This is a genomic window from Parasediminibacterium schistidii, assembly GCF_046546515.1.
GTDB lineage: Bacteria > Bacteroidota > Bacteroidia > Chitinophagales > Chitinophagaceae > Parasediminibacterium.
The window spans coordinates 1-16,330 of sequence record NZ_JBKHKJ010000033.1; the positions used below are offsets into that span (position 1 = coordinate 1).

Genomic DNA, 16,330 nt, shown 5'->3' on the forward strand with positions numbered 1-16,330 from the left:
TTTAACCAATACAATAAAACCTTAAACCTTAGATTTGCATCCATGAAGATAAGCAACGAAACAAAAGTTGGGGCGCTAACCGCTGTGGCAATTGCCCTGCTAATCTTGGGCTTCAACTTTTTGAAAGGAAAAAGTTTATTTAAGACAGGGAACTATTTATTTGCCAAGTACAGCAATACCAAAGGCCTTATGGTATCAAACGGTGTTTTTATCAATGGCTATAAGATTGGGGCTGTTTATGAAATTGAAAATGCCGACCCTGAGTTGAAGGAAATGATTGTAACCATTAAACTAAATGACAAATATAATATAGCAAAAAATGCAGTTGCATCCATTAAAGAAAACCCTTTGGGGTCGCCCAGTATTGACATTGTAATGGGTAACGACACGCATTTCCTTTCAACTGGCGATACTATTTTAACTGGGGAAAATGAAGGGCTTTTAAGCGGGCTTGGCAGCAAACTAGCACCTGTGGGCGACCAATTGAAAACAACCATGCACAGTTTAGACAGTGTATTGAACAATATAAACAACTTAATGGATCCCAACTTTAAAGGCAACTTGCAGCAAAGCTTTGCTAATTTAAACCGGCTAACAGCCAGTTTGGCTGTTTCTGCCGCAGGATTGCAAGTTTTGCTAAATGCCCAAACAGGGGCTTTGACGCAAACGATGAACAATGCCAACAGTTTTACAAAAAACTTGGCAGACAACAATAATAAGGTTACTAAAATGATGAGCAACCTGGAAAAAACAACTGAGAATTTTTCCAAGACAGATATTGATGGCACCGTGGCATCGCTAAAAGCCACGATAGACAAGCTAAACGGTATTGTGGATAAAGTGGATAATAAAGAGGGTACGCTGGGCTTATTTATAAACGATAAAACACTATACAACAACCTTACCAATACCATCCGTAGTGCAAATATTTTAGTAGATGACCTGAAGTTGCATCCCAAGCGTTATGTAAGCATTTCTGTTTTTGGCAAAAAAGACAATAGCAAGCCTTTGACCGCTCCCTTACCCTTAAACGACTCCATACACCCATAAAATTTGAGAGCATTGCAAAATAGCCCGCACACAATGGGTAACCTGTTTTTCAGGCTAGGTATTTTACTGCTACCGTTGGTATCTGCCAAGGTTGGGCAATGCCAGCAAAAACCTACCGATACCACAAGGGAAGGGAAAACAATCATCATCATAGGTGCAGACCGTTACAACTTTCAGCAGTTAGACAGCGGCACACAGTTTGTGTCGCTAGTTGGCCATGCCATTGTGCAGCAAGAACACACCACTTTTAGTGCAGACAGCATAGTGCTGAACCAAAAGCTAAACACGCTGGAAGCCATTGGCAACGTGCATATAAACGATGCAGACAGCATACATACTTACTCGCAATATTTGCGTTATGTAGGAAAAGAAAAAAAAGCCTACCTAAGCAACAAGGTGAAGCTAACAGATGGCAAGGGCATCCTGACTACGGATGACTTAGTATATGACATGCAACTGAAAACGGGTACTTACACCAATGGTGGGAAAGTGATAAATGGTAAAACCATATTGACCAGCAAGGAAGGGTATTACTATGGCGAGACAAGGGATGTATATTTTAAAAAGAACGTGGTATTGATAGAGCCAGATGCCAAGATATTAACGGACACCTTGCTTTATAACCTAAATACTTCCAAATCAACTTTTGTAGCCCCTACCAAAATATACAATGGCAAACGGACGATAACTACCACTGATGGCTATTTCGACACCAAAACCCAGCAGGGGTATTTTGGCAAGCGCACTTTGATAGATGACAGTACTTATACTTTTGCCGCCGACAAAGCCGCCATTGACGAGCAGACAGGCCTTAGCGAATACCAAGGCAATGCCGTGTACAGGAGCAAAGACACAGTGGGCGGCTACGATTTAATAGCTGGCAACATTAAGGTAAATAAAAAAACAGGTTCTATTTTAGCCACAAAAAAACCAGTCTTGTTTATTAAACAGGCCAAAGACACTATTTATGTAAGTGCCGATACGCTCTATTCCAGCAAGTTGTCGCAATTGATAAAAAGCAGGCTAGTGCCATTGGTTCGGGAAAGTATTAAACCTGCTGTTGTAAAAAAGCCTGCCAGTAAAGACACTGTAAATATAATTAAAAAAACAGCTGACAGCCTTCAACTTGCACAAAAAAGCAACCTTAGAATGCTACATGTAAATGACGAGCTGAAAAATAGCAGGGTTGTTGATTCTTCTTTGGCAATGGCAAATAAAGATAGCACCATTGCCAAAAAACTAATAGATACTACCCATCATGTATCGCTTACCATTTATGGTGATAGCAGTAGAAGTAAAAAAAAGATGGGTGATAGCTTGAATACCAACCTTTCAACACTTATTACTTTTAAAGATAGCTTAGGTAAAAAAACAGCAGACAGCAGCAAGGCAACTGTAAAAAAAGCAAGGAAAACACCAGCATTTTTCTTTGACCCATCAATATACCTAGATAGTTCAAAGGCTTTGAAAGACACGAACAACGACCGCTTTTTTGAAGCCTACAACAACGTGAAGATATTTTCCGACTCGATGCAGGCTGTGGCAGACAGCATGTTTTATTCCTTGGAAGACTCTACTTTCCGCCTGTTTAAAAACCCTGTAGCATGGGCACAAAACAACCAGGTAACAGGCGACACGATGCTGCTGTTCCTTGCCAACAAAAAACCAGAGCGGCTATCTGTATATGAAAATGCTATGGCCATAGAAAAAGCAGGGGCAAGCTATTTCAACCAAGTAAAAGGCAATAGCATCAATGCCTATTTTTTAAGAGGCAAGATGGATCACCTGCGGGCAAAGGGCAATGCAGAAACGGTATATTATGGCCAAGACGAACGCAAAAGATTTATAGGGGTGAACAAGGCTAATTGCGATATTATTGATATGTACTTTGAGCAAAAGAAAGACGAGTCCAGCCCGCAACGCATTGTGCTGCGCAACAACCTCACTGGCACTGCCTACCCCATGGGGCAAATAAACTATGAGGAATTAAAGCTCCGCAACTTTAAATGGCTTGATGCAAACAGGCCTAAGACCAAGTTTGATATTTTGGCGAATTAAGAAGTGTTCTTTTTTCCACAAAGACTCAAACGCTCAAAGTGGAAAAGAGTTTTAAGGGAAGAAAAAAAGAAAAAAGAAGATTAAATGATATTATCAATATCATTTAACTTCTTTTTCTTAGTGTTTTTTATGACTTTGTAGCTAAAAAAAATAGACAATGGGAAAGTGCTAATACGGTATTTCACTCACCGCAAACTTGTCCGTTTTTTCAGCCCCGGTAATATCCCCTTTGCAGCGTATTTGTATTTGCAGGTTGGTAATCCATTCGCTACATTCTCTTTGGTACAAAAATTCGTTTACTTCGCCAATCAAGCCCATTACATCTGTGTATGTGCCTTCCAATACAGTTGCAAATGGCCCGACTTCATACTTTACGTTGGATTGCTGGATAATAGCAATGGCTTCATCTACCCATTCATAAGGGTGCTTGTCCGTTACAACGGGGATTATTTGTATGCTTGCATTGATGATATAGTTGTGCATCTTAGGTAATTGATAAATGATAGGTGATAATTGACAATTTGATAGGGATTAAGTACTGAAATATCAATTATCAATTACTTCCGTTCCTATTATAGATTCAAGATTTATGGTGCCAAATACATGCGGGAAGGCTATGTTTAAAGATGGGGCTATTTCATATTTCAATGGATTGGCCAATTTTTCTGGCTGTATTACCAACTTCACCAAATTGGTTTGCCCAGCAAAAAAGCGTTCCAGTGTGCCTTTTACTTGCTCATCGGTGCTGCAATGGATAAAACCTTCAATAGCCAATGAAGCAGCCTCGTAATAGCCTTTTTCCTTGGCAGCTTCCCATGCTGCTTGCGTAGTAATATGGTAAATAGGTGCTTCCTTAGCGATAACCCTTGGTAACCTGTTTTCCAGTATCATAAAGTCCACCAATACCATTGCAGTAATGGCTTCCAAAACCACTGGCACACGCAGGGCAATACATAAATCGTGGCGGCCTTTGATAGAAAAACTTTCTACTTCGTTCGTGTTCCAATTAAGCGATTGCTGTTCTTTTGGTGTAGAGGACGTAGGCTTAATGGCAATACGGAAAACAAACTCATTGCCATTGGTAATGCCACCCACTGCACCGCCAGCATGGTTGGTGGCTGTTTTGCCTGCTGCATCTATAATAGCATCGTTATGCTGCACGCCAAACATCTTTGCAGCCTCAAACCCAGAGCCAAATTCAATGCCTTTTACGGCAGGTATGGCAAAAGCAGCATGAGCCAGCAACGATTCGATAGAATCGAAAAAATGCTCGCCCAAGCCAAGGGGCAGCCCGTTTACTTTACAGTCAACAATGCCGCCAATGCTGTCTTTTGCATCAATGGCTTTTTGCAAGCCTTTTTCCAAATCTTGCTCCCCCCCTATTTCTAAGATGGTGCTTTTTACCTCAATGCCTTTCAATAGCTTTTTTGCTATCACGCCAACAGCTACAAGGCAAACAGTTAAGCGGCCGCTGAAATGCCCGCCGCCACGGAAGTCCTCAAAGCCACCATATTTCTGGTGGGCAACAAAGTCTGCATGACCTGGGCGAGGAAAATCCCGCTGTTTTTGATAGTCAGATGAGCGGGTATTGTTGTTTTCAAAAATAATGGTGATGGGTGCACCAGTGGTGTACCCATTGAAAATGCCGCTTTTAAAAATAGGCAAATCTGTTTCCTGCCGTGGGGTAGTGCCTTTTTGCGTGCCGCCTTTGCGGCGTTCTATATCTGGCAGAAAGTCATGTACGCTAAGTGCCAAGCCCGCAGGGCACCCGTCAATATTAACGCCAGCACATTCGCCATGCGACTCACCAAAAATGTTTACCCTGAAAATCCGTCCGAATGAATTCATTGTTTATAATAATAATGTTTGAATAGCTGCTGAATCGTAAATATTGTGGAAGCCTTTTGTTTTAAGGCCCTTAATTAAAGATTTATCCCCAGACCAAAGAATGGCATCCAAGTAAATAGTTGTAGCAACAAAGGCTGCATCATCTACGTCAATATCTTTTACTAAATCATAAGCGATATTAATAATAGGCGGACGAAGGTTTTTTGCTTCAATAATCTGCGTACGATTTATTAAATCTTGTTTTAAGGATAATATTTCTGTCTCCGTTAACCGGGAAAGCTTAATTAATTTTTGATGATGATTTTGAAGTTCTGCTAATGTCCTTTCCGCTATAAAAAAAGAATTAGAAATATATAAAGCATTGAATAACCCACTTATTGTTCCTGCTGGCTTAATAAGAATACTAAAAAGTATATTAGTATCAACTACAATTTTCATTTGTGTTCTATCCCAGCTTGTTTTAAAAGTTCATTTGTGTAAGGCCTTCTTTCTTTTTTTACTTGCAGTAATAATTCCTCCATTTCCGAGCCTTCCTCCACGTCAAAAAAATATTTAGATTCTTTTTTAGGTGCCTCCACAGCATCAATCAACCTTTGTACATCGCTGTTGTATTCCGATTTAGGTATCCTTACCACTATTTCGTCTGCTAATATTTCTACTGACATACCATATATTTTAGTCAAATTTACAATAAATACCAATATAAGTTTTATTGGCTCTTGCCCCGGGTGCATTTCAAAACTTCGCTAATTGTTTATCCTAAAATAGCTGTACCTACTTTACCCCTTAGAAGCGTTACTGGGCTGATACATCTTTTTTTACCCTTTTTGGAGGCATTGCCACCCTTTGTTTGGCAGGGTATTTTGCCCCTAATTTTAAATTTTAGGCCTTCCGTGAACATAACTCATTGAAATACAGCATTTTATGTTTTTTATGAGTGAGTGATTGGTGAGTGTTTTATGAGTGAAAAATGAGTGATTTGTGAGTATTTTGTGAGTGAAAAGTGAGTGATTTGTGAGTGAAAAGTGAGTGGTTTTCGTGTTTTTTTGAGTGGGAAATGTACATATTATAACTTTTTTATTTTGATGTTAAAAATAGTGCCACAAGGCTAAGGACGTATGCTAGCACAACTAGTTCGTTTGGGAGCCTGACTGTGACAAAGAGCGCCATGTACTGTAAAATTGGGAATAATTTACGGGATATTGAAAAGCACAATCCTATATGGGGGAAATATGCCCCCATGAGCATCCCAAATTTCCCCCTATATGGGGGCAAATTTCCCCCATATAGGAATTTTATTTTGGGCTTTATACATATCCATGCCAACTTTATATTAAAATAGGAACTAGCCACATTAGCTTTAGCTCTTTCACCAGCTGGTATATCGCTAGGGAAAATGATAATCCACCATCAAAATCTTATCAGTTTCTTATCAATAAATTATTATTCCATTATCACTGCACTATCATTTTACTATCAATAAACTATCATAAAATTCACATAAATTATCATAAAAAACGAGGCTTAAAAAACATAAATAATTGAATATCAATGAGTTATAGGCAAAAAGATAGATTCTAAAAAAAATAAATCACGGAAAAAGAAGAAAAAATCCATTTCCAATCTTCGCTTAGTTCTTCAATTTTCCCTCTTTGTTCTTGCCCCCCCTCCCTTTGGAGAAGGTTGGGGTGAGGTGTCATTTTACCTTATCCATGCACAAAAACAAGAATTTATTTTCCACGGCTTCTATCCTTGCTTTTGTTTGGTATAGGATATTTACTTGTTCTTCCTTTATTGTTTTTGAAAAAACGGACTTCAAATTAGCGGTGCTGACTTTTTTTATAGAGTCGAAACAATAAGTAATGCCCTCTACGTCATTGCTTATCTTATCAGCAATACTCTGGTCTATCAGCAATATCTTTTCCTTGTAATTAGTCAACCGCAGGTACAAAGAATCTGCATTGTTCAAAGAAGTGTCCCCATCCAATTGTGTACGGAATGTTTCTAAATGACGATGGATTTCATCGGAAGGATAGTTATGCAGGTAAACCACTTTCACCAACCAGAACCTTGCTTCTGGTGAATTGTCCTCATTCCTTAACTTTTGAAGCACTTTTATGTAAAAGCTATCGTTGCTTGCCTTTAACCTGATGTTAACAAGCGAAAGGCTATCATTCTGGGTATCAAGCGACCTTATGGCATTTACTTGGTCTTCTTTGCTTGAAGAACAAGCATACATGAAAATGATAAATAAGAAGAATAAGTATATTGTCATTTTCATGGTTCGCTACATTAATCCCTCAAAATAACTGATATTTTACAAAAAAATGGATACCAATGCGCCTATCTGTTCAATATGCTTATAAAAATTGGGGTACGACTTATTCACGGCATCTGCTTCTTCAATCGTTACTTCACCACTTGCAGGTAAAGCTGCTACTGCACAGGCCATGGCAATACGGTGGTCGTGGCGGGAATGCACTGTTGCACCCTTCAAACCATTCCCCCCATCTATAATCATTAAATCACCCTGCAAAATAATTTCAACTCCCAATTTAGCAAATTCCTGTTGCAGGGTTATGCCCCGGTCGCTTTCCTTGTGTGCCAAGCGGCTTACGCCTTCAATTACTGTTTTGCCATGGCAATAAGCAGCAAGGGCTACTAATGGCGGGAACAAATCTGGGCAATCCGTAGCATCGAAATGAAAGGCTTTTAAACCATCTCCTCCAATTCCTAAAGGGGGGCAGGCAACTTCTATTTGTTTTTCCTGAACAGATAAGGTACAGCCACAATCTTGCAATGCTTCCAAAATCTTTTTATCGGCCTGGGTAGAAAATACGTCCAGGCCTTTCACCGTAATGTCCCCGGCAATAGCACCTGCTACCAAAAGGAAAGCTGCACCGCTCCAATCGCCCTCTACCGTGTAATCAATCGTGGCTTTTTGCTTGGCAGTATCTAATGGCTTGATGGTAAAGCTTTCATAATGGTTGTTGACAATGGCGTAACCAAATTCTGTCAATACTTTTAAGGATAGGTCAATATAAGGCTTGCTTTTTAAGTCGGTAACTGTAATAGTTACCTCTTCTTTGGCAGAAGCTGCAAAGGCAAACAATAAACCAGTTAAAAATTGTGAACTTAAAGAACCATCAACCGTAATGGCTGCGGGTGCTAGCGGGCCTTGTATATGTAAAGGTAGCTTGCCGCTATTGGAAGTAATATGTACACCTAGTTGTGGCAGCACAGTATCAAAAAAATCCATTGGCCGAGTAAGTAGGCTGCCTTTCCCAGTGATGGTAATTGGCTTGCTTGATAAAGCCGCAATTGGCGTGAACATCCTGATGCCTAAGCCGCTTTCGCCACAATTAACAGTCAATGCTTCATTAGAAGTGCCTAGCATACCTTCGGAATTAACAATCAGCTTATCGGCTTCTTCCTGAATGGTTGCACCTAAGTCCTGTATCATCTTAATGGCCGCAAGGTCGTCATTAGAAATACCAGGGTTTTGGATTACCGTTTGACCAATATGCAGCAATGCTGCTGCACAAGCCCTTTGCATAGAACTTTTAGAAGCAGCTGCCGTAATTGTGCCTTTCAGTTGTGATGGTTGTATGGTTACAATCAATGTATTAAGATTAAAATGCCTGAATAATATTTTCTATTTCTATAATAGGTATCTGGCGGATAACGCCTTTGCCAATGGCTTCCAGCAAAATATAGTTGATGGTGTTTTGCTCCCGCTTTTTGTCCATTTTCAACGTGACTATGGCTTTTGCTTTGTCAAACGGGTAGCTTGTGGGCAAGCCATAGTTTGCCAATACAGTTGTTACTTCCTCGGTTTGCTGGAAACCCAATAATTGGCTAGACATTAAAGAAGCATACGCCATGCCAATAGCCACAGCCTGCCCATGGTACAATTGATATTCGTTTTCTATGGCGTGGCCAAGGGTATGACCAAAATTCAGCAGTTTCCTTTCGCCTTGTTCAAATTCGTCATGCTGCACAACGGTTGTTTTCAAGCGGGCATTGCGTTCTACTATTTCGGCCAAAAGCGTTTTATCTTGCTGGAAATTAGCCAATGTATTTGCTTTTAAAATATCAAACATGGCAGCATCTTTTATGCAAGCGTGCTTGATAATCTCGGCAAATCCATTACTCCAATCTGCATCGGTTAATGTACTTAGCAGGCTTACGTCGTACAATAAAAACTTTGGCTGGCGTATGATGCCTACCATGTTTTTGTAAATGCCCACGTCTATGCCATTTTTACCCCCAATGCTTGCGTCAACCATAGCCAACAAAGTAGTGGGTACAAAACCAAATGCAATGCCACGCATGTAAATACTGGCAACATAGCCCGTCATGTCGGTAACTACACCCCCGCCAATACCTACCAAAGTTGTTTTCCTGTCTGCTTCCAGCGCAATAAGTTGATTGATGATGCCATCAACGGTTGGCTGGTTTTTGTGTTGCTCCCCCGAAGGCACTACTATTTTCTTGAAACCAGCATACTTTGCATGATGGAGCGCATCAATAGTTTCATCGGTAATAATAATGGTGTTATCTAAAGTTACAATCTCCTTTAGTTGCTGTATAGAAGCATCGAAATAATAGTCAACAGAAGCAGTTGTAAATTGGAATGTTTGTTTTTTCATGCACCGTAAAATTCTACATTGTGTTAACCCACCCCTATCCCCTCCGAGGAGGGGAGTGTTCTGCACCTTGTCCACCAATTACCAAGAATATTTTGTGCCAATTTTCGCTAAGTTCTTCTCTTGAGATGGGGTATGGGTTTATCAGAACTGCTCGGATGGCTGCTGCTTAGTATATAAATTTCCCTGTCTTTTTTGAAAGACAGGGAAACTTTATGATGTAACGAAAAAATTAAGCGTTCATAATCTTGTTCTGATGGTTTATGCTTTCCATGTGCACGGCATCCAAATACTTGGTGATGAACTCTTTGCTCAAGCCCAATTTATCGCCTTTTGCAGTAGCCCTTTCCAATATCTCGTTCCAACGGTTGGTTTGCAAGATGGTAATGTTGTTGTCTTTTTTGTATAGGCCAATTTTTTCAGACACTTTTATGCGTTGCCCTAAAATCTGCATCAATTCATCATCAAGCTGGTCAATTTGCTGGCGCAATTTTTCTAGTGCTGCATGGTATTCAGCAGAAGCCGTGTCCTCTTTCCTCCAGCGGATACTGCCAATCATTTCACCCAGCTTGGCTGGGGTAATTTGTTGCTTGGCATCGCTCCAGGCATGGTCTGGGTCAACATGGCTTTCTATAATCAAGCCATCAAAATCTAAGTCAATCGCTTTTTGCGCTACTTCCAATAAAATATCACGGCGGCCACAAATATGGGACGGATCGTTTATCATCATTAATTCTGGGTGGCGGCGTTTCATTTCAATAGCCAAATGCCACATGGGGGCATTCCTGTATTCAGTGTTGCCGTAGCTGCTGAAGCCCCTGTGTATCAACCCTATTTGCTTGATACCCGCTTTTGCAACACGCTCTACTGCGCCTATCCACAATTCCAAGTCTGGGTTGATAGGGTTTTTTATCAATACAGGTACATCCACGCCACGCAAAGCATCAGCTATTTCCTGAACGCTGAATGGGTTTACGGTTGTCCTAGCACCCAGCCACAAGATATCCACGTCAAAATGCAAAGCATCTTCTACTTGTTTTGCAGTGGCTACTTCCACGGCTACTGGCAGGCCAGTTATTTTTTTAGCGGCTTGCAACCAAGGCAAACCTTTGGTGCCAATGCCTTCAAAACTTCCTGGGCGGGTACGGGGTTTCCATATACCTGCCCTCATTACATCTACTACACCTGTGGCAGCCAATCCTTGGGCTGTTGCCAATACTTGTTCTTCTGTTTCTGCGCTGCATGGGCCACTGATAATCAATGGCCTTTTTACCCATGCTTGCTGCGTAACCTCTTTCATTGTTGGGGCTGCGGTTGTTGCTTGCATCTCGTTAATTATTAATATGTTTTTAAATTCTATTTTATTGTAAACTTACAAATTTACCACGGGTTGCACCCGTGGCTACTTTTGTTCAACCCTTTCAGGGTTATTGGTGCAATCACCTATATTTCAGGTATTATCATATAGGAGAAGTTATTTTGAAACCGTTATTTTCAGGCTTCAAAAACCTTATGGGGTTTAAAGTGATTTACAAACTGCAAATAGCTAAAATTCCTAATTTATAATCCCTAATTATTTATTATCGGCTATTCGCATCGTTCATCCTAATCCTTCTTCCTTTATAGTTTTTACCATCCAGGCAACGGATCATCTGGTGCGATGCGCCTTCTTCTACTTCTACCCAGCTATTCATGTCTTTCATGTCTATCCTGCCCAGTACTTCTTTTTTCAAGTCGCTCATGTCCAGTATAAACTGCACAAAGCTCGCTTTGTAAAAACCGTCTTTGGTGCCAAGGTTCACAAACAACCGTGCATATCCTGCAGTTGCAGTGTTGCCACCGCCATAAGCAGGCCTTTCACCACGCTCGCTTCTTTCGTTTCGTCCACCCCTTTCACGCTCACGACCACCGCCAGCAGGAGCATTCCTGTCAGCATAGTCGCGGGTGCGTGGTTGCCTGCCTGCATCACGAAGATTTAAATCTTCTGCGTTTTCGTAATATTTCAAGAAGCGATCAAACTCCACGGCAGCCATCCTTTGCAATATTTCTTCTTTGCTTACATCTGCAAATTTTTCTTGCAGCATTGGCAAGAAAGTATCGTAATCGCCATGGCTAATATCTGTTTCCAGTATTTTATCCATTACTGCATAAAACTGCTTGCGGCAAACATCCTTGCCAGTAGGCACATCTACCCTGTTGAAAGTAGATTGTATCAAACGTTCAATGGCTTTCAATTTAAAAGTTTCACGGGCGTGAACAATGCTCATGCAGATACCTGTATTGCCCGCACGGCCAGTACGGCCACTACGGTGTGTATATACTTCTATATCATCCGGTAATTCGTAGTTAATAACGTGGGTGATGCCTTGCACGTCTATGCCACGGGCGGCCACATCTGTAGCAATTAGCAATTGCAGAGTTTTGTCCCTGAATTCGCCCATTACTTTATCTCGTTGTGCCTGTGTCAAATCGCCATGCAAAGCGTCAATATCGTATCCCTCACGGGTTAGTTTCTCGGCAATATCCTGTGCGTCAACCTTAGTCCTTGTAAATATGATACCATAAATGCCAGGGTTAAAGTCAATCAACCTTTTCAAGGTTTCATAACGATGTTGTGCCTGGGTAATATAATATTGGTGGTCAATGCTTTTGTTGCCACTGTTTACCTTGCCTACTGTTACTTCAAAAGGCTCGTTCATGTACTTTTTACTCACCTTCCTTATTTCGGGTGGCATAGTGGCACTGAACAACCAAGTGCTTTCACGTTTAGGCGTGTTTTGCAGTATAAACTCAATATCGTCTTTAAAGCCCATGTTCAGCATCTCATCAGCTTCGTCCAATACAACATATTTAATTTGCTCAAGGTTAATAGCCTTGCGTTCAATCAAGTCAATCAATCGACCTGGCGTAGCTACTACTATTTGCACACCACGTTTCAAGTCCCTGATTTGTAGCCCAATACTTGCACCTCCGTAAACAGCTACAACAGAAATGCCCTTCATGTGCTTTTTGAACAATTCAATCTCGTTCACGATTTGCATGCACAATTCCCTTGTGGGGCAAACAATCAATGCTTGGGGAAAGCGGTCTTCCTCTTTAATTATATGTAGCAATGGCAGCCCAAATGCTGCTGTTTTACCAGTACCTGTTTGTGCTAAGCCAATAAAATCTTTTGTGCCTGAAAGCAATACCGGTATCGCCTTTTCTTGTATCTGTGTTGGGTTCACATACCCCAACTCCGACGTTGCCTGTATCAATCTGGCATCTAAACCCAACTCTTCAAAAGTCATCATGTATTTTTAAAATTTGCGGCAAAAGTAACTTAATTATAGCCTTTACCCGTTTTTTGTTTGTATTAATCTGATATTTAAACCAAAAACCTTACGAAAAGGGCTACAAAACTATTAGATTTGTGGCTAAAATGACTGTTAATTTAGTAAATTGAGCACGCAAAATGAAGTTTAACCACAAGGCTCACAAAAGATTTTAACAAAGGACACAAAGTAAAATACGCCATATTTAGCTGGCACGATACCACGAGTGGTGTACTTTGTGTTTCCTATTCCTTGTGTACCTTGTGGTAAAAAAACAAAAAAGAAAATGATTTTATCAGATAAACGAATTTTAGAAGAAATAGCCACAGGCAGCATCAAAATAGTGCCTTATTCACGGGAATGCCTTGGTAGCAACAGCTATGATGTGCATTTGGGCGACTGCTTAGCTACTTATGATGCAGACGAACTGGACGCAAAAAAGCACAACACCATCACTTATTTTGACATCCCGGAAGAAGGCTTTGTTTTGCAGCCATCCTCTTTTTACCTAGGCGTTACGGCAGAATATACAGAGACCCATGCCCATGTGCCTTTTTTAGAAGGCAAGTCAAGCACGGGCCGCTTGGGCATTGATATTCATGCCACGGCTGGCAAGGGCGATGTGGGTTTTTGTGGCAACTGGACGCTTGAAATATCCTGCAAAAAACCTGTAAGGGTATATAAAGGGATGCCTATCGGGCAACTTATTTATTTTCCGGTAGATGGGGAGATAGAAGAGAAATACAACCAAAAGAAGAATGCAAAATACAGTGGGCAGCCCAACAAGCCGATAGAAAGCATGATGTGGAAAAATAAGTTTTAGAATTTAGCCAAAAGGCAAGAAAGGATAATTGAAATGATTATTAATCCGATGTAAGTTTGGTTAATCTGCCACGAGGCTCGGAAAACACAAAGAGGCACAAAGTTTTAAAGGAAGAAAGAAAGAATAAAAGAAGAAAAATTTTACATTGGGTACTACATAATTACAGCGTGTGCAGCACATCAAGGGCGTGTGCAATACGCCCCTACTCGCTCAACTGGTATATTTCCCTGATGTTGCGGGCAAGGCCATCGTAATCCAAGCCATACCCCAGCACAAACTTGTTGGGGATGGTGATACAGCAATAGTCTATATGCACAGGATATTTTTGTGCATCTGGTTTATGGAGTAGCACCGCTATTTTTAAAGAAGCTGGTTGCTGGTTAATCAATTGTGGCAAAAAAGCATTGAGGGTTTTGCCAGTGTCTATAATATCTTCTAAAATAACCACGTGCCTCCCGTTCAAATCGGTATCTAACCCTATGGCAGTAATAACATGTCCGGTAGATTGCGTGCCTTTGTAAGAAGCCAGCTTGATAAAACAAATTTCCGCTTCTATTGTCAACTCTTTGAACAAGTCGGAAGCGAACATGAAAGACCCATTCAATATCACGATAAAAAGCGGGGTTTTGCCAGCATAATCCTCATTTAGCTTTACCCCTAGTTCTTTTACCTTATTCAAGATAGTTGCCTCTGGTATAAAGGGTACAAATTGCTTGTCCAAAACAGTTATCACGCTCATATCAATGATGATTTATTTTTTATAATAAACAGGCTTTGCAATTTATTTAGAAAGCCCGTAAGTAGCGACTGGCCTCAATAAAATTTTGTCCCCGATGTTTACAACACTCTCCTTTTTTAGTTTATTATATTCTAATATTTTATCTAGCCTTACGCCTTCTTCTTGGCTTATTTCATGCAGGTTTTCATTAGCCTTGGCTATATGGGTTTCTGTATTCCCTTTTGTTTGCTTTTTTTCTAGGAAAATAAGTTGTGCGGCATTGGTTACGTCCACATCTTCCATTTCATTAAATTCCAGCAATTTAGACAATGAAATGTCGTATTGCTTGGCCAAAGACAATAAACTATAACCTTCTTCCACATAAACCACTTTTGCATGGTTTATAGCAAACACACCAACAGGGTAACTTGCTTTGATGCTGCTATCAATAGATTTCTTGTCAATTGTAAAATTTGGGTTTGTAATCACAACAGAATCCTCACCTTTTTCAACAACTGGCTTTGGTTTTTTAAAAGCAGCATGGGCAGTAACAGGGATGGTTAATTCACCCAAAACAGTATCTTTGACCATGTCTGTATCGGCAGCAATTTTTGCAGGCTGGGTTGTTGTTGCTAAGCTATTGTTATTGTCAGACGGTTTATTATTTAATGCCAGCAAAGTATATTGGTTCAGGTTGTAGTCGTCAATAATTTTAATTAATTTCTGCGGGTAGTCTTTCTCGGTGGCATACCCTGCTTTTTTAAGCCCCTTAGCCCATCCTTTGTAGTCGGTAGGTTTTAGCAAAAACAAAAAACTATATGGCTCACGGGTTTTAAGGAAATTGGAATGATCCTTATAACTTTCGGCAGCGGAGGGATAACTCCTGAAACACTCTTGCTTTTCATCATCATCATGGTAAACTTTGTCGCCAGTCCACTCAGTTTTACATTTTATGCCAAAATGGTTGTTGCTGGTTTTGCACAATTCACCTTGCCCACAGCCGCTTTCTAATAAGCCTTGAGCCAAAGTGATAGATGCTGGCACCCCGCTACGCTGCATTTCCGCCATTGCAATATCCTTGTACCTATCAATATAAGCGCTTACATTTTCTTGTTGCTGAGCATTTGCTACCATTACAAATCCACAAAAACACCATACCAATATTTGCTTCATCACTATTTCTTTTTTATTAATAACAACCCATCACGCACAGACAGCAACACATTTTCTGTACGGGGGTCGGCGGCCACATGCTTGTTGAAAGCATCAATGGCAATAGCATTTTTGCCTTTTAAAGGCTGCTCAAGCACCTGGCCATGAAAAAAAACATTATCGGCAATAATCACGCCTTTTTTGCTGAGCAAAGGTACTACCAATTCATAATAATCGATATAACCTGTTTTGTCGGCATCTATAAACACCAAGTCCCAGTTGTGGGTCAATTGGGGGATTATAGATAACGCTTCACCGATATGCAAATGTATTTCCTTCTTTTGTTTTGATTGGTTAAAATATGATTGTGCGGTTTGGGCATCGGCATCCCGCAGTTCTATTGTGTGCAGTTCTCCGCCGTATTGCAAGCCCTTAGCGAGACACACAGCACTGTACCCTGTAAAAGTGCCTATTTCCAGCACGTATTTTGGCTGCAACATTTGGCTTACAAATGTTAAAAACTGCCCTTGCACTTTGCCGCTAAGCATGTGTGCCTTGGGGTGCTTGGCACTTGTTTGCTCGTATATCAGTTGCAGCAATTCATCTTCATCTGATGTTATTGCATAGGAGTATGCCTCTGCTAAAGGGTGTATAATGTCCATTTGTTATTGAGATAAAGCCCCCATTCCCTAAAGGGGGAATAGGAGGAGAGTAAATT

Annotated in this window: 15 protein-coding genes; 3 read left to right on the top strand and 12 right to left on the bottom strand. The window is 40.6% G+C overall.

From position 1 onward, the window contains the following. Nucleotides 1–1,050: MlaD family protein (locus tag ACHFIY_RS16300; protein ID WP_410847180.1), on the top strand; the 1,050-nt coding region annotated here is incomplete at its 5' end. Nucleotides 1,051–1,083: 33 nt separating this feature from the next. Further along, nucleotides 1,084–3,108, top strand: coding sequence for an OstA-like protein (locus ACHFIY_RS16305; RefSeq protein ID WP_410847181.1), 2,025 nt, complete (start codon nucleotides 1,084–1,086; stop codon nucleotides 3,106–3,108). 168 nt (nucleotides 3,109–3,276) lie between these two features. On the opposite strand, the gene ACHFIY_RS16310 is transcribed toward ACHFIY_RS16305, so the two are convergent. The 9 genes from ACHFIY_RS16310 to ACHFIY_RS16350 form a co-directional block, all read right to left on the bottom strand. After that, nucleotides 3,277–3,591 (bottom strand): thiamine-binding protein, encoded by a 315-nt coding sequence (locus tag ACHFIY_RS16310; protein ID WP_410847182.1) that lies wholly within the window; start codon nucleotides 3,589–3,591, stop codon nucleotides 3,277–3,279. 63 nt (nucleotides 3,592–3,654) lie between these two features. Then, nucleotides 3,655–4,956: a chorismate synthase gene (locus tag ACHFIY_RS16315; RefSeq protein WP_410847183.1), complete on the bottom strand. Its 1,302-nt coding sequence runs from the start codon at nucleotides 4,954–4,956 to the stop codon at nucleotides 3,655–3,657. A 3-nt stretch (nucleotides 4,957–4,959) separates the two neighbouring features. Continuing rightward, nucleotides 4,960–5,394 carry a PIN domain-containing protein gene (locus ACHFIY_RS16320; protein ID WP_410847184.1) on the bottom strand — a complete coding sequence of 145 codons (435 nt, stop codon included), beginning with the start codon at nucleotides 5,392–5,394 and terminating at the stop codon, nucleotides 4,960–4,962. Next, nucleotides 5,391–5,621 carry a hypothetical protein gene (locus ACHFIY_RS16325; RefSeq protein ID WP_410847185.1) on the bottom strand — a complete coding sequence of 77 codons (231 nt, stop codon included), beginning with the start codon at nucleotides 5,619–5,621 and terminating at the stop codon, nucleotides 5,391–5,393. The genes ACHFIY_RS16320 and ACHFIY_RS16325 overlap by 4 nt, the downstream gene beginning before the upstream one ends. A 1,031-nt stretch (nucleotides 5,622–6,652) precedes the next feature. Then, nucleotides 6,653–7,237: a hypothetical protein gene (locus tag ACHFIY_RS16330; protein ID WP_410847186.1), complete on the bottom strand. Its 585-nt coding sequence runs from the start codon at nucleotides 7,235–7,237 to the stop codon at nucleotides 6,653–6,655. A gap of 36 nt (nucleotides 7,238–7,273) precedes the next feature. Continuing rightward, complete coding sequence (aroA, locus tag ACHFIY_RS16335) at nucleotides 7,274–8,578, bottom strand: 3-phosphoshikimate 1-carboxyvinyltransferase (protein WP_410847187.1); 1,305 nt, start codon at nucleotides 8,576–8,578, stop codon at nucleotides 7,274–7,276. Between the two features lie 10 nt (nucleotides 8,579–8,588). After that, complete coding sequence (gene aroB / locus ACHFIY_RS16340) at nucleotides 8,589–9,608, bottom strand: 3-dehydroquinate synthase (protein ID WP_410847188.1); 1,020 nt, start codon at nucleotides 9,606–9,608, stop codon at nucleotides 8,589–8,591. A gap of 229 nt (nucleotides 9,609–9,837) precedes the next feature. Further along, nucleotides 9,838–10,932, bottom strand: a complete 1,095-nt coding sequence (locus ACHFIY_RS16345) for a chorismate mutase (protein ID WP_410847189.1) — start codon at nucleotides 10,930–10,932, stop codon at nucleotides 9,838–9,840. Nucleotides 10,933–11,185: 253 nt separating this feature from the next. Beyond that, entirely contained in the window at nucleotides 11,186–12,898 is a 1,713-nt protein-coding gene (locus tag ACHFIY_RS16350; RefSeq protein WP_410847190.1) for a DEAD/DEAH box helicase, read from the bottom strand. Nucleotides 12,899–13,205: 307 nt separating this feature from the next. Here ACHFIY_RS16350 and dcd point away from each other — a divergent pair, with 307 nt between their 5' ends. After that, a complete protein-coding gene (gene dcd / locus ACHFIY_RS16355; protein ID WP_410847191.1) occupies nucleotides 13,206–13,742 on the top strand; it encodes a dCTP deaminase in 537 nt (178 codons plus the stop codon). Nucleotides 13,743–13,944: 202 nt separating this feature from the next. Here the strand turns inward: dcd and hpt are convergent, their stop codons facing one another. From hpt to ACHFIY_RS16370, 3 genes are read right to left on the bottom strand one after another with little or no spacing between them, the layout of a single operon-like run. Next, nucleotides 13,945–14,481, bottom strand: a complete 537-nt coding sequence (gene hpt, locus ACHFIY_RS16360) for a hypoxanthine phosphoribosyltransferase (protein WP_410847192.1) — start codon at nucleotides 14,479–14,481, stop codon at nucleotides 13,945–13,947. A 42-nt stretch (nucleotides 14,482–14,523) separates the two neighbouring features. Beyond that, complete coding sequence (locus ACHFIY_RS16365; RefSeq protein WP_410847193.1) at nucleotides 14,524–15,633, bottom strand: glucosaminidase domain-containing protein; 1,110 nt, start codon at nucleotides 15,631–15,633, stop codon at nucleotides 14,524–14,526. A gap of 2 nt (nucleotides 15,634–15,635) precedes the next feature. Next, entirely contained in the window at nucleotides 15,636–16,274 is a 639-nt protein-coding gene (locus ACHFIY_RS16370; protein ID WP_410847194.1) for an O-methyltransferase, read from the bottom strand. Nucleotides 16,275–16,330 lie beyond the last annotated feature (56 nt).